General features: G+C 54.6%; 11 protein-coding genes and 1 pseudogene. 6 read left to right on the top strand and 6 right to left on the bottom strand.

Annotated elements, in window-relative coordinates:
* Positions 1 to 3 precede the first annotated feature (3 nt).
* The 6 genes from P2W74_RS21355 to acs all read right to left on the bottom strand — a co-directional run bounded on the left by P2W74_RS21355 (position 4) and on the right by acs (position 6,659).
* Positions 4 to 507 (bottom strand): YqhG/Tai3 family protein, encoded by a 504-nt coding sequence (locus tag P2W74_RS21355; protein WP_276293138.1) that lies wholly within the window; start codon positions 505 to 507, stop codon positions 4 to 6.
* Complete coding sequence (locus tag P2W74_RS21350; protein WP_276293137.1) at positions 507 to 875, bottom strand: hypothetical protein; 369 nt, start codon at positions 873 to 875, stop codon at positions 507 to 509. The genes P2W74_RS21355 and P2W74_RS21350 overlap by 1 nt, the downstream gene beginning before the upstream one ends.
* 279 nt (positions 876 to 1,154) lie before the next feature.
* Entirely contained in the window at positions 1,155 to 2,444 is a 1,290-nt protein-coding gene (locus tag P2W74_RS21345; RefSeq protein WP_276293136.1) for a Gfo/Idh/MocA family protein, read from the bottom strand.
* Between the two features lie 153 nt (positions 2,445 to 2,597).
* Entirely contained in the window at positions 2,598 to 4,247 is a 1,650-nt protein-coding gene (actP, locus tag P2W74_RS21340; RefSeq protein WP_276293135.1) for a cation/acetate symporter ActP, read from the bottom strand.
* Positions 4,244 to 4,558: a DUF485 domain-containing protein gene (locus P2W74_RS21335; protein WP_276293134.1), complete on the bottom strand. Its 315-nt coding sequence runs from the start codon at positions 4,556 to 4,558 to the stop codon at positions 4,244 to 4,246. Before P2W74_RS21335 ends, actP begins: the two co-directional genes overlap by 4 nt.
* A 142-nt stretch (positions 4,559 to 4,700) precedes the next feature.
* Positions 4,701 to 6,659, bottom strand: coding sequence for an acetate--CoA ligase (acs, locus tag P2W74_RS21330; RefSeq protein WP_276293133.1), 1,959 nt, complete (start codon positions 6,657 to 6,659; stop codon positions 4,701 to 4,703).
* Between the two features lie 434 nt (positions 6,660 to 7,093).
* Here acs and nrfA point away from each other — a divergent pair, with 434 nt between their 5' ends.
* From nrfA to nrfG, 6 genes and pseudogenes are all read left to right on the top strand, one after another.
* A complete protein-coding gene (gene nrfA / locus P2W74_RS21325) occupies positions 7,094 to 8,530 on the top strand; it encodes an ammonia-forming nitrite reductase cytochrome c552 subunit (protein ID WP_276293132.1) in 1,437 nt (478 codons plus the stop codon).
* A 102-nt stretch (positions 8,531 to 8,632) separates the two neighbouring features.
* Positions 8,633 to 9,199, top strand: coding sequence for a cytochrome c nitrite reductase pentaheme subunit (gene nrfB / locus P2W74_RS21320; protein ID WP_276293131.1), 567 nt, complete (start codon positions 8,633 to 8,635; stop codon positions 9,197 to 9,199).
* Positions 9,196 to 9,867: a cytochrome c nitrite reductase Fe-S protein gene (nrfC, locus tag P2W74_RS21315; RefSeq protein ID WP_276293130.1), complete on the top strand. Its 672-nt coding sequence runs from the start codon at positions 9,196 to 9,198 to the stop codon at positions 9,865 to 9,867. Before nrfB ends, nrfC begins: the two co-directional genes overlap by 4 nt.
* Positions 9,864 to 10,820 carry a cytochrome c nitrite reductase subunit NrfD gene (nrfD, locus tag P2W74_RS21310; protein ID WP_276293129.1) on the top strand — a complete coding sequence of 319 codons (957 nt, stop codon included), beginning with the start codon at positions 9,864 to 9,866 and terminating at the stop codon, positions 10,818 to 10,820. Before nrfC ends, nrfD begins: the two co-directional genes overlap by 4 nt.
* Positions 10,821 to 10,824: 4 nt before the next feature.
* A pseudogene (nrfF, locus tag P2W74_RS21305) lies at positions 10,825 to 13,201 on the top strand (heme lyase NrfEFG subunit NrfF).
* 125 nt (positions 13,202 to 13,326) lie between these two features.
* On the top strand, positions 13,327 to 13,929 hold the full coding sequence (gene nrfG, locus P2W74_RS21300) for a heme lyase NrfEFG subunit NrfG (RefSeq protein WP_276295249.1): 603 nt from the start codon (positions 13,327 to 13,329) through the stop codon (positions 13,927 to 13,929).
* Positions 13,930 to 14,028: the final 99 nt, after the last annotated feature.

Below are 14,028 nucleotides of genomic sequence, written 5' to 3'. Positions count from 1 at the left end.
TGGCTAGTGTTGGGACAGCGTGGCGGCTTGGGCTCTGGCCGCGCTAATGGCTTGATCGTCAAATATGTTTTGCTCATACCCGTTCGAAACATCGACCACCCGGTAAATTTTCCAGGTGCCGTCTTCCTTGCGTAAATAGTCACGAAGTTTGAGTTTTTTGCCATCCTGAATACCAAGCCAGACATCCAGTACTTTCCCCCCTGCGTCGTCCCTGGCGGTTCCGACATCGAGCGCGGGTACCCATTCGGCAGCATAATCCTGGCAGTAGGTGAAATAGTCCGCTTCTACGATCTCTTGCTCGTCGATATCCTGAATGGCTTTAAGTCTGGTCAGCGTCTCTTTCGCGACGTAATGCTGCATTTTAGCGGAATTCAGTGGGTTTTCGTGGCTATCAGAGACAAAATCCGTCAGGTAAAAATGATAGAAATCTCTGACGGTTGCTTCAGGCGTCTGTGCGTGAGTGGTGATCCCCATCAGCAGGAGTGATACCAAAAGTAGTGCGCGCATTAATTTTTCCTGTAGATAACATACGATGGATGAGCGCTGCGATAACCAGGCCCTGCCCACATATCACGTTGGCGAAAATCAGAGTACCAGGTGGTGCCATCAAAAATCGCCATATGCCCGTTTCGGTTTCCGCCCGGATAGGGTTGTATGATGACAACATCTCCTGTGAGCAAATTTTCTCCTATGCCTATGGCTCTAAAACCGGCGTTCTCCAACAATATTCCATAGTCTTTAGCTGAATTGGTGTGACCAATTTCTACTCCGCCTGCACTGATTGCTTCTCTTGTGTACTCAGCACAACGACCAAGAGACCTGGCGTTTGCGTGCCCTTTGGCGTGATCAACCGCTGCATTTCTATTCCATTCCATACTTATTTCCGTTTTTAATATGGCGAAAAACACAAATAATCCGCTGATTTAAAATTATTTTTTTACACAAGGTGCCATAGGTAAAAAGTATGAAAATTGTAAAAGAATGGGGAATGTGGATGAATTTAAATAGGGGGGATTATCACGTTAATATTGAACAATTCTTTTGCAGAGAGGGTTTCTTTCAGCGCCGTTTAACATGGGATCAGCCATTGAGATATCCCCTCAGTATACCAAGGGGATAATATTAACGGTCGCGGAACGGCTCGCGCTCGCGATTTATTTCAATCGTGAAACCAGTTCAAATTCTTTAAAGTTCACCGGGCGCTGTTGCTGTATAGATATATTTCCGGCGATGCCGGTGAGTATCGACATCGCGCCAGCGCGGTGGTCAGCGGCGCGCTGGAGGGGGTCATGCTGTGGCTCGCCGAACAGGTCTGCCAGCATGGCGTTATCACCACCCCCATGTCCGCCTTCTCCCAGAGTGAACTCCGCCTTCCACGGTGCGGCAAACATCGGATAAACGGTGATATCGCAGGCCTCAAGACTGCCCTCATTCTCACGTTCACCCCCTGCGTTCACGTAAGATTTCTCAACAATCTTCATCTCCAGGCGTCCTTCACTGCCGTTAAAGACCACGTTTAACCCTTCCCATGGCAAATACGTATTCAGTGAGTAGGTCAGCTGCACCTGATTCTGGTATTTCACCAGCACCGACATGGTGTCTTCAATGGTAATGCCGTCGCTGAACACGCTTTGATCGCGGAAGTAATTGTCCTCATGTTCGGCATCCAGATAGAGCGCTTTAAGCTGCGGGTTTTCTGCCATCTGTAGCGCAAACGGATCATTTTTGGCGCGTGAGTAACCGTGAGCGCGCGGGTAAAATTGCGTCACGCCACGGCGTTCGGCGTTCTCTTTACCGTAAAAACGCAGGCCGCCTTCGGCATAAACACGCTCCGGGTAGCTCCCCAGCCAGAAGTTCATCAGGTCAAAATGGTGGGTGGATTTATGCACCAGCAGACCGCCGCTGTTGCGTTTTTCACGGTGCCAGCGACGGAAATAATCGGCCCCGTGCTCCGTATTCAGTAGCCATTCAAAATGAACGGAGTAAACCTCGCCAATGGTGCCGTTCATCAACAGTTCACGCACTTTGCTGTGGTGTGGGGCATAGCGATAGTTAAAGGCGACCCGTACCTGCCTGCCGGTTTCCTCAATGGCATCAAGGATGCGCAGTGCGCGCTTTTCATCGATGGTCATCGGCTTTTCTGTGATCACATCGCAGCCAGCGTGCAGCGCCCGGACGATGTAATCGTCATGCGTGCGATCCATTGTCGTGACAATAATGATATCCGGACGGGTTTCGCGGATCATCTCTTCAAACTGCTGGGCTTTCCAGGTGGAGGCGGGGACTGCGCCTTCTTTCTCCAGCAACTGATTGGCGTAGTTCATACGGGTTTGGTTAGTATCGCAAAAGGCGACCAGCCGGGCGTTCTCCTGCCATTGCCCGCCAATTGCCGAGATATACAGTCCCGCACGCCCACCGGTTCCCACCAGGGCATATTTTTTCATAGCATCCTCTTTCCACTAAATGAATTAATGTATTGATGTAATAAAAACGGCGTTTCAATTTGCTTTAGGTACTGTACCGCTATTGCAGGAGAGGGGGAGAACGCAGATCTAAAAATGTGATCCCCGGCCAAAATGGCCGGGGAGGAGGAGAGATTAATGTGCGCGACCTTGCTCTACGCCAAGGCCGGTCTGGGAACGAATAAACTGGGCGCGGAACTGCTCACGCTCGCGATTACCTTCTTCGGAGTTATCGGTTGCAGAGAAGAACCAGATCCCGAGGAAAGCGGCGGAGATAGAGAACAATGCCGGATATTCATACGGGAAGATGGCTGTTTCGTGACCGAGGATTTTTACCCAAATGGTTGGGCCAAGCACCATCAGCACCACGGCGGTTAACAGACCTAACCAGCCGCCTAGCATCGCACCCCGGGTGGTCAGTTTTGACCAGTACATCGAAAGCAGGATGATCGGGAAGTTGCAGCTTGCCGCAATCGCAAACGCCAGGCCTACCATGAAGGCGATGTTCTGGTTTTCAAACAGCACGCCCAGCACGATAGCAATCACGCCCAGCACCAGTACTGTTATCTTCGACACCCGCAGTTCTTCACGTTCGGTTGCGCCTTTACGGAATACGTTGGCGTACAGATCGTGAGAGACTGCTGACGCCCCGGCCAGCGTCAGACCTGCGACCACCGCCAGAATGGTGGCGAAGGCGACCGCAGAGATAAAGCCGAGGAACAGGTTGCCGCCCACCGCATTGGCCAGGTGTACCGCCGCCATGTTGTTGCCGCCAATCAGCGTGCCTGCTGCATCCTTGTACTCGGGGTTAGCACCGACCAGCATGATGGCACCAAAACCGATGATAAAGGTCAGGATGTAGAAGTAACCCATAAAGCCGGTGGCGTAGAACACGCTCTTACGCGCTTCGCGGGCATCGCTGACCGTGAAGAAACGCATCAGAATGTGCGGCAAGCCCGCGGTACCGAACATCAGACCCAGCCCCAGCGAAAGTGCGGAAATCGGATCTTTCACCAGTCCACCAGGGCTCATGATGGCAGAGCCTTTCGGGTGTACCGCCATGGCTTCGGTGAACAGATTGTTGAAGCTAAAGCCGACGTGCTTCATCACCATAAAGGCCATAAAGCTGGCGCCGAACAGCAACAGCACCGCTTTGATAATCTGTACCCAGGTGGTTGCCAGCATGCCGCCGAACAGTACGTACATCATCATCAGTACGCCGACCAGCACGACCGCAACGTGGTAGTTCAGACCGAACAGCAGCTCGATCAATTTACCCGCGCCGACCATCTGAGCGATCAGATACAGCGCCACGACGACCAGTGAGCCGCAGGCGGAAAGAATACGGATCGGCCCTTGCTTCAGGCGGTAAGAGGCCACATCCGCAAAGGTATAACGCCCCAGGTTACGCAGGCGTTCCGCAATCAGGAACAGAATGATCGGCCAGCCGACCAAAAAGCCCAGCGAGTAGATCAGCCCGTCGTAGCCGGAGGTAAAGACCAGTGCGGAGATCCCCAGGAAGGAGGCGGCGGACATATAATCGCCCGCAATCGCCAGCCCGTTCTGGAAGCCGGTAATGTTGCCGCCTGCGGTGTAGTAGTCATTACGCGAGCGCACGCGTTTAGAGGCCCAGTAGGTAATACCAAGCGTAAACACGACGAAAATCAGGAACATGATGATCGCTTGCCAGTTGGTTGGCTGGCGTTGAACTGCACCACTAATCGCATCCGCTGCGTTGGCAGCATAAGGTAGTGTGGCGGCAAGCGCCGTCAGGACTCTCTTCATGATGCTTTTACCTCGTGCAGTACCGCGTTGTTCAGACGGTCGAATTCGTTGTTCGCGCGCCAGATATAAATGCCGGTCAGAATGAAGGAGATAAGAATCACCCCGACACCAATGGGAATACCCCGGGTGACGCTGGTGCCCGCGTGTAACGGGGTACCCAGCCAGCCAGGCGCAAAGGCGATCAGTAGAATAAAGCTGATATACACGACCAACATGATTATCGACAGAATGGTGGCAAACCGTTGCCGTTTTTCAACTAACTCCCTGAAATGCGCGCTGTCTTCTATCCGCTGATAAATAGTGTCATTCATCACAGAGTCTCCAGAGGTATTCCCTTCGTCTTTCATGTTGCGGGCATAACTTGCCTGCTGTCGCAGTCCTGCAACACAAAATCCTTTAGGGAAGTTTTTTTTAATATCCCTCTCCCGGTTTGGGAGAGGGTAGGGGTAGGAATTACGATGGCATTGCGATGGCCTGCTTCTCTTCGAGCAGTTTCTCTACCACGCCCGGATCGGCGAGGGTTGAGGTATCGCCCAGATTGCTGGTATCGCCCGCCGCGATCTTGCGCAGAATACGGCGCATAATCTTGCCTGAACGGGTTTTGGGCAGAGAGTCGGTCCAGTGCAGCACATCTGGCGTCGCCAGCGGGCCAATCTCTTTACGCACCCAGTTGCGCACTTCGGTATACAGCTCCGGTGACGGTTCTTCGCCGTGATTCAGCGTCACGTAGGCATAAATCGCCTGGCCCTTGATGCTGTGCGGAATACCGACTACCGCCGCTTCGGCGATCTTTGGATGCGACACCAGCGCTGACTCGATCTCCGCCGTCCCCAGACGGTGACCGGAGACGTTCAGTACGTCATCGACACGCCCGGTGATCCAGTAGTAGCCGTCTTCGTCACGACGCGCGCCATCACCGCTGAAATACATATTTTTGAAGGTCGAGAAGTAGGTTTGCTCAAAGCGTTCGTGATCGCCAAACAGCGTGCGCGCCTGGCCTGGCCAGGAATCTGTGATCACCAGATTGCCTTCGGCTGCGCCTTCCTGCGGATTGCCTTCGTTATCCACCAGCGCAGGTTGTACGCCGAAGAAGGGGTGTGTCGCGGAGCCTGCTTTTAACGCAGTAGCGCCCGGCATTGGCGTGATCATAAAGCCACCGGTTTCCGTCTGCCACCAGGTGTCTATCACCGGGCATTTCTCGTTACCGATCTTCTTCCAGTACCATTCCCAGGCTTCCGGGTTGATAGGTTCGCCAACCGAACCGAGGATACGCAGGGAAGAGCGGTCAGTACCTTCAATGGCCTTATCGCCTTCTGCCATCAGGGCGCGAATGGCGGTAGGCGCGGTGTAGAGGATATTGACCTGGTGTTTGTCCACCACTTGCGACATCCGCGCAGGGGTTGGCCAGTTCGGTACGCCTTCAAACATCAGGGTCGTTGCGCCGCAGGCCAGCGGGCCGTACAGCAGGTAGCTGTGTCCGGTGACCCAGCCCACATCGGCGGTACACCAGTAAATATCGCCTGGGTGATAGTCAAAGACATATTTGAATGTAGTGGCGGCATACACCAGATAACCCCCGGTGGTATGCAGCACGCCTTTAGGTTTGCCAGTGGAACCGGACGTGTAGAGGATGAACAGCGGGTCTTCGGCGTTCACTTCGACAGGTTGATGATCGGCGCTGGCCTGCTCAATCAGATCGCTCCACCACAGGTCACGACCTTCCTGCCAGTCAATTTTTCCGCCCGTGCGCTTCAGAACCACCACATGCTCAACGCTCTTCACGTTGGGGTTTTTCAGCGCGTCATCAACGTTCTTTTTCAGTGGGATGCTGCGCCCGGCGCGTACCCCTTCATCGGAGGTAATCACCAGACGGGAGCTGGAGTCGATAATGCGCCCGGCAACGGCTTCCGGTGAGAAGCCGCCAAAGATAACCGAATGCACGGCACCGATACGGGCACAAGCCAGCATCGCGACCGCCGCTTCCGGCACCATCGGCATATAGATGGCCACAACGTCGCCCTTTTTAATGCCCAGCTCAAGCAGGGTGTTGGCGAAACGGCAGACGTCGCGATGCAATTCGCGATAGGTAATGTGTTTGCTCTGTGAGGCGTCGTCGCCTTCCCAGATGATGGCGGTGCGATCGCCGTTTTCTTGCAGGTGACGGTCAAGGCAGTTTGCCGCCAGATTCAGCGTGCCGTCCTCATACCATTTAATCGAGACATTACCTGGAGCAAAGGAGGTGTTTTTCACCTTCTGATACGGTTTGATCCAGTCGAGAATTTTGCCCTGCTCGCCCCAAAACGTATCGGGATCGTTAATTGACTGTTGATATTTGGCTTCGTACTGCTCCGGATTGATCAGGCAACGATCCGCAATGTTTGCGGGAATAGCATGTTTATGTATTTGGCTCATGGCTTTTGTTCTCCTTGTAAGATGTTAATAATATGTCTCATAAACGTTAAATATAGGGACTTTGACAGTTTTGTTTAGTATTTGCGCGGCAGATCACGCAATAACGGAATTGTGCAAATTAGCGGCAAACTGATTTTTGAAGGGAACTCGCAAAAATGAGTTAATTCTTTCTATAACATGACGTTATACGTTTTTTCTTGAAAGTGTGCGTTGTGTCTAAAGTTGATAAAAGAAGCGGGTTTTAAAGGCGGTTAATAACTCTAAAGTGGTATTTAACATGCACTTACAATTGATTGAAAACAACATTTTTAATGTGGTTATTTGTTACACATAGAGGGGAGTAATGTCATAACAGTGTTCGTGCGGTTGCTGTTATGGGAGAACAATAAAAGAACCGCCATTGCAGACAATGGCGCAATCTGGATGAGACCTCTATGGCAAGGATTACACAACGCGCACGCCGTTTCTTCAGCCTGATATTGCCTTTTTTATTTATTTCCACCGTTTACGCTGAGCAGACGCCCGTACCCGCAAAAACCGTTACCGTTGAAGCGAAGAATGAAACGTTCGCCCCTCAACATCCCGATCAATACCTCTCATGGAAAGCCACGTCAGAACAGTCAGCCCGTGATGATGCGCTGGCTGAAGACCCGCGACTGGTGATCCTGTGGGCGGGATATCCCTTCTCCCGCGATTACAACAAACCGCGTGGCCACGCGTATGCGGTCACCGATGTTCGCGAAACCCTGCGTACCGGCGCGCCAAAAAACGCGGAAGACGGCCCGTTGCCGATGGCCTGCTGGAGTTGTAAAAGCCCGGACGTCGCGCGTTTGATCCAGAAAGACGGTGAAGACGGCTACTTCCACGGTAAATGGGCGCGTGGTGGACCGGAAATCGTTAACAATTTAGGCTGCGCCGATTGCCATAACACCGCCTCGCCAGACTTCGCCAAAGGCAAACCGGAGCTAACGCTCTCGCGCCCCTATGCTGAACGTGCGATGGAGACCATTGGTAAACCGTTTGATAAGGCCAGCCGTTTCGACCAGCAATCGATGGTTTGCGGTCAATGCCACGTGGAGTACTACTTTGACGGTAAAAATAAAGCCGTCAAATTCCCGTGGGATGAAGGCATGAAAGTTGAAAATATGGAGAAATACTACGACACGATCGCCTTCTCCGACTGGACCAATTCGCTGTCGAAAACGCCAATGCTAAAAGCGCAGCACCCGGAGTATGAAACCTGGAGCGTGGGCATTCACGGTAAAAACAACGTGACCTGTATTGATTGCCACATGCCGAAAGTGCAGAACGCCGAAGGCAAACTCTACACCGACCATAAGATTGGTAATCCGTTCGACAACTTCGCCCAGACCTGCGCCAACTGCCATACGCAAGACAAAGCCGCGCTGCAAAAAGTCGTTGCCGAGCGTAAACAGGCGATTCATGACCTGAAAATCAAGGTTGAGGATCAGCTGGTCCATGCCCATTTTGAAGCGAAAGCGGCGTGGGATGCTGGTGCGACAGAGGCGGAAATGAAGCCGATTCTGGACGATATCCGCCATGCTCAGTGGCGCTGGGATCTGGCGATTGCCTCGCACGGTATTCATATGCACGCCCCGGATGAAGGTCTGCGGATGCTGGGTAGCGCGATGGACAAAGCCGCTGATGCGCGAACCAAACTGGTGCGTCTGTTGGCGACGAAAGGCATCACCCATGAAATACCGTTGCCGGACATCTCCACTAAAGAGAAAGCCCAGGCGGCGATTGGTCTGAACATGCAGCAAATCAACGCCGATAAGCAGGACTTCATTAAAACGGTGATTCCGCAATGGGAAGATCAGGCACGTAAAAACGGTCTGTTAAGCCAATAACCTCAATTTGCCGGATGACAGCGCAAGCGCTTTATCCGGCCTACGGAAGTCTTGTAGGCCTGATAAGCGTAGCGCCATCAGGCATTATGCAACGGAGTGAATATGAGCGTATTACGTTCGTTATTAACTGCTGGGGTGCTGGCGTCAGGTCTGTTCTGGAGCCTGAGTGGAATTGCCGCCACGCCAACGCCGCAGGCGTCTGAACAACGCTGGACGGTGACTCAGCAGCGCAGCCCTGATGCCGCTTGCCTGGACTGCCACAAGCCGGACACCGAAGGTATGCATGGTAAACATGCCTCTGCCATTAACCCAAATAACAAACTGCCGGTCACCTGCACTAACTGTCATGGCCAGCCGTCACCCCAGCACCGCGAAGGGGTGAAGGATGTGATGCGCTTTAACGAGCCGATGTACAACGTCGAGCAGCAGAACAGTGTCTGTATGTCCTGTCACCTGCCCGAGCAGTTGCAAAAAGCGTTCTGGCCTCACGATGTCCATGTGGCGAAAGTGACGTGCGCCAGTTGCCACTCGTTGCATCCAAAGCAAGACACGATGCAGACGTTAAATGATAAAGAACGGATCAAGATTTGCGTCGATTGCCACAGCGATCAGCGTAACAATCCGAACTTTAATCCGGCGTCCGTTCCCTTGCTTAAGGAGCATCCATGAGTTGCTCCCGTCGCCAGTTTATCACCCGCGTCGGCGCACTGGTGGCGGTCAGCGGAACGGCAGGACGTGTGGTGGCGAAAACGTTGAACATCAATGGAGTACGTTACGGTATGGTGCATGATGAAACATTGTGCATCGGCTGTACCGCCTGTATGGATGCCTGTCGGGAAGTGAATAAGGTGCCGGAAGGGGTATCGCGGCTGACGATCATTCGTAGCGAGCCGCAGGGCACATTCCCGGATGTGAAATATCGCTTTTTCCGTCACTCGTGCCAGCACTGCGACCATGCGCCCTGCGTTGACGTCTGCCCGACGGGGGCCTCATTCCGCGATGCCGCCAGCGGTATTGTGGATGTGGATCCGGATCTCTGCGTCGGCTGTCAGTACTGCATCGCCGCCTGTCCGTACCGCGTGCGGTTTATCCACCCGGTCACGAAGACGGCGGATAAGTGCGATTTCTGCCGGAAGACCAATCTGAAAGCGGGCAAGCTGCCAGCCTGCGTCGAGTCCTGCCCGACGAAGGCGCTAACATTTGGCAATCTCGACGATCCCAATAGCGATATTTCTCGTCTGTTGCAGCAGAAAACGACCTACCGCTACAAGCTGGCGTTGGGGACTAAACCGAAGGTCTACCGCGTTCCCTTTAAATTTGGGGAGGTGAGCCAATGACACACGCTTCTGCTTTCCATTTTGAATCGCTGGTGTGGGACTGGCCCATCGCCATCTACCTGTTTTTGATTGGGATCTCCGCCGGGCTGGTCACACTGGCCATTTTGCTGCGGCGTTTCCATCCAGAGGCGGGCGGGGCGGACAGCACGCTGCTGCGGACGACGCTGGTGGTGGGGCCGGGCGCGATTATTCTCGGTCTGCTGATCCTCGTCTTCCACCTGACGCGCCCGTGGACCTTCTGGAAGCTGATGTTCCACTACAGTTTCACCTCGGTGATGTCGATGGGGGTCATGCTGTTCCAGCTTTATATGGTGGTGCTTGCCCTGTGGCTGGCAAAAATCTTTGAAAAAGAGGTGATTGCCCTGCAACAGCGCTGGTTGCCGCGTCTGGAGCTGGTGCCGAAGGTACTCACGCTGCTGACGCCGTACCATCGCTTGCTTGAAACGGTGATGCTGGTACTGGCGGTGCTGCTCGGGGCGTATACCGGTTTTCTGCTCTCGGCGCTGAAATCCTATCCGTTCCTGAATAACCCGATTTTGCCGGTCCTGTTCCTGTTCTCGGGGATCTCTTCCGGGGCGGCGGTGGCCCTGATCGCCATGGCCTTGCGCCATCGCGGCAATCCGCACAGCACCGAAGCGCACTTTGTGCACCGCATGGAAACCCCGGTGGTGTGGCTGGAAATCTTCCTGCTGGCGGCGTTTTTCATCGGGCTGGCATTGGGCGATGACGGCAAAATGCGCGCCCTGTCGGCGGCATTGGGCGGCGGATTCTGGACCTGGTGGTTCTGGCTGGGCGTGGCGGGATTGGGATTGATTGTGCCGATGCTGCTGAAGCCCTGGGCGAATCGCGGTTCGACGTTCCATGGCGTGCTGGCGGTATGCGGCGCCAGTCTGACCGGTGTGTTGTTACTGCGCTTCTTTATTCTTTATGCAGGGCAACTGACGGTGGCATAGCTTTTTGGATCTCTTCCTTCCTGAAGCCGGGTTTCTGGCGCTGCTATTGAGTCTCGGGGTCAACGTGTTGACCCCGCTTGTCACGCTGGCAGGTGTTCGCCTGCGCTGGCAGCGTGTTATGCCTCTGGCGACGGTGGGCGTGCTGGCGCAGTTTGTCCTGTTACTGCTCGCGTTTTCCATTCTGGTCATCTGCTTTCTCACCAGCGACTTCTCGGTCGTTTATGTTGCCCAGCACAGCTACCGTTTATTGCCGTGGGGATTAAAACTGGCGGCAGTGTGGGGTGGTCACGAAGGATCTCTGCTGCTGTGGGTGTTGTTGCTTTCCGGCTGGGGGGCGCTGTTTGCCTGGCGTTATCGCAGAGAGTCTGACTCTCTGTTCCCGCTGACGCTCAGCATTTTGTCAGTCATCACGGCCTTACTGCTGCTGTTCGTGGTGGTGTGGTCCGATCCGTTTGTGCGCCTGTTTCCGCCTGCCATCGAAGGACGCGATCTCAATCCGATGCTGCAACATCTCGGGTTAATTCTCCATCCTCCGCTGCTCTATCTTGGCTACGGCGGTTTGATGGTGGCGGCGGGCGTGGCGTTAGCGTCACTGTTGCGCGGCGGTTTTAGCGCGGCAACGGCCTGGGTCTGCTGGCGTTGGGCGTTGCCCGGCTGGTGCGCGCTGACGCTCGGTATCATTCTTGGTTCATGGTGGGCGTATTGCGAACTGGGCTGGGGTGGCTGGTGGTTCTGGGACCCGGTGGAAAACGCCTCCTTATTGCCCTGGCTTTCCGCCAGCGCGTTGCTGCACAGCCTGTATGTCTCACGTCAGCGTGGCATCTTCCGCCACTGGTCGCTGCTGCTGGCCATTCTGACCCTGATCCTTTCGCTGTTGGGCACGCTGATTGTGCGTTCCGGCATTTTGGTTTCCGTACACGCCTTTGCGCTGGATAACGTGCGCGCCGTACCGCTGTTTGGACTCTTCTGTGCCCTGAGCCTGGCATCGCTGGGTCTGTACGGCTGGCGGGCGCGGGTCACACAGCAGGCCGCGCGGTTCACCCTCTGGTCGCGCGAAATGCTGATTCTGGCGGCGCTGCTGTTTTTTAGCGCGGTACTGCTGATTGTGCTCATCGGTACGCTCTACCCCATGCTCTACGGCCTGTTGGGGTGGGGGCGACTCTCTGTTGGCGCCCCTTATTTTAACCGCGCCACGTTGCCATTTGGTCTGCTGATGCTGGTGGTGATAGGGCTCTCGGCGGGCGGATTCTGGAAACGTTCGCCGCCCATCTCCCTGCGCCGTCGGGTATGGCCCTTTGCGATGGGGTTGCTGGCGGTAGCGCTGTGCTGGCCGCTCGGTGCGGCAGAAGCGCTGGCGTGTGGCCTGGTGGCGGCGGTGATGCTACGGCTCTGGTTTCAGCCCGCTGATGCGTTGCGCCGTCAGCTTCCGGCGCTGCTGGCGCACAGTGGGGTACTGATTGTGGCGGCGGGGATCATCTTCTCCAGCGGGAGCCGACAGGAGGTAAGCCTTAATCTGAGTCCGGGACAGCAGGTTGAGCTGGCGGGCTATACCTTCCGTTATGAGCGCCTCGACCTGGAAGCAAAGGGGAACTACACCACCGAGAAGGCGCTGATTTCGCTGTGGCAGGATAAGAAGCGTATTGGCAGTCTGCTGCCTGAACGGCGCTTCTATGCTGCGCGTCGCCAGCAGATGATGGAACCGGGTATTCGCTGGAATCTGCTCCACGACTGGTATGCGGTCATCGGTGAAAAAACCGGGCAGGACCGTTACGCCATGCGTTTGTACGTGCAGACCGGCGTTCGCTGGATATGGGGCGGTGGGCTGTTGATGGTGTTCGGTGCGTTGCTCAGCGGATGGCGAGGGAGAAAACGCGATGCCTAAAATGACCCCATTTTTGCCGGATGACGCGACGCTTATGCGGCCTAGAATTGGCGCACTTCGTAGGCCGGATAAGGCGTTTACGCCGCCACCCGGCATCACACTTTTACTCTTAACCTTGATGCTGCTTTTCATCTCCTTTCCCGGCCATGCGCAGGTTGTAGACACCTGGGCCTTTGAAAGCCCGCAACAGCAGGAAAAGTCCCTGTTTATTGCCAGCCAGTTGCGTTGTCCGCAGTGCCAGAATCAAAACTTGCTGGAATCCAATGCGCCTGTTGCGGTGAGTATGCGCCACCAGGTTTTTACCATGGTGGCACAAGGGAAAAGCGAAGAGGAGATCACGCGCTGGATGACGCAACGCTACGGCGAATTTGTCCTCTATAACCCACCGTTGACGGGACAAACGATCGTGCTGTGGGCGTTGCCGTGCGTACTGCTGTTACTGGCAGGTCTCCTCTTATGGCGAGCGAGCGTCAGCCAGAGTAAAAAGGAGGACGAATGAGTTTGCATCAGGTGAGCGTACTGCTGCTGCGTCACAGCCAGCGCCAGGCCAGTCAGCAGATCTCTGAGGGGGCCGCAACACCCTTGCAGAGTGAGCTACATCACGATCTAGCCGAACCGACGGTGATGAGCGTACCCTTACGTCCGTTGCCGGTGAAAGCGCTGACAGTTGCTGCGGCAGGCGTGCTGCTGCTCTGCGTCGGTGGTTATCTGCTTAGCCCGAAATGGCATGCGGTGCGCCAGGAGCAGCAGCGGCTGGCGGACCCGCTACACGTTTTTGCTGATGAGCAGACCCCTGAAAAACAGCTGCTGGCGTTGCAGGCAAAAATTCGCGCGAATCCGCAGGACAGTGAGCAGTGGGCGATGCTCGGCGAGTATTATCTGTGGCGCAACGCGTATCACAATGCGCTGCTGGCCTACCGTCAGGCACTGCGCCTGAAGGGCGAAAACGCGGAGATTTATTCGGCGCTGGCAACGGTGTTGTACTACCAGTCCGGGCAGCATATGACGCCAGCGACGCGCGAAATGATTGATAAAGCGCTGGCGCTGGATGCGACGGAAGTGACGGCGTTGATGTTATTGGCCTCTGATGCGTTTATGCAGGCTAACTACGTACAAGCCATTTCATTGTGGCAACAATTACTGGATTTGAACTCGCCGAGAGTTAACCGCGTGCAACTCATAGACGCTATTAATATGGCGAAATTGTTGCGGAATCAGCAGAAATGATTTCACTTTTTTGTGATTTTGGTCTTTTTTGATGCTTATAAAATAAGCAAATGAACAAAAAGATTAAAATGATTCCAAAAATGTATTATTAAAAACAAT

Origin of the sequence: Citrobacter enshiensis (genome assembly GCF_029338175.1) — a bacterium.
Classification (GTDB): domain Bacteria; phylum Pseudomonadota; class Gammaproteobacteria; order Enterobacterales; family Enterobacteriaceae; genus Citrobacter_D; species Citrobacter_D enshiensis.
Note: the sequence above shows the minus strand (reverse complement) of the source record. Positions and strands in the feature narration are given on the sequence as shown.

Excerpts from the sequence above, each read along its gene's own strand:
- actP (WP_276293135.1), bottom strand. The coding sequence starts at position 4,247 with ATGAAGAGAGTCCTGACGGCGCTTGCCGCCACACTACCTTATGCTGCC.
- nrfG (WP_276295249.1), top strand. The coding sequence starts at position 13,327 with ATGAGCGTACCCTTACGTCCGTTGCCGGTGAAAGCGCTGACAGTTGCT.
- nrfB (WP_276293131.1), top strand. The coding sequence starts at position 8,633 with ATGAGCGTATTACGTTCGTTATTAACTGCTGGGGTGCTGGCGTCAGGT.
- nrfD (WP_276293129.1), top strand. The coding sequence starts at position 9,864 with ATGACACACGCTTCTGCTTTCCATTTTGAATCGCTGGTGTGGGACTGG.
- P2W74_RS21335 (WP_276293134.1), bottom strand. The coding sequence starts at position 4,558 with ATGAATGACACTATTTATCAGCGGATAGAAGACAGCGCGCATTTCAGG.
- nrfC (WP_276293130.1), top strand. The coding sequence starts at position 9,196 with ATGAGTTGCTCCCGTCGCCAGTTTATCACCCGCGTCGGCGCACTGGTG.
- acs (WP_276293133.1), bottom strand. The coding sequence starts at position 6,659 with ATGAGCCAAATACATAAACATGCTATTCCCGCAAACATTGCGGATCGT.
- P2W74_RS21345 (WP_276293136.1), bottom strand. The coding sequence starts at position 2,444 with ATGAAAAAATATGCCCTGGTGGGAACCGGTGGGCGTGCGGGACTGTAT.
- P2W74_RS21355 (WP_276293138.1), bottom strand. The coding sequence starts at position 507 with ATGCGCGCACTACTTTTGGTATCACTCCTGCTGATGGGGATCACCACT.
- P2W74_RS21350 (WP_276293137.1), bottom strand. The coding sequence starts at position 875 with ATGGAATGGAATAGAAATGCAGCGGTTGATCACGCCAAAGGGCACGCA.
- nrfA (WP_276293132.1), top strand. The coding sequence starts at position 7,094 with ATGGCAAGGATTACACAACGCGCACGCCGTTTCTTCAGCCTGATATTG.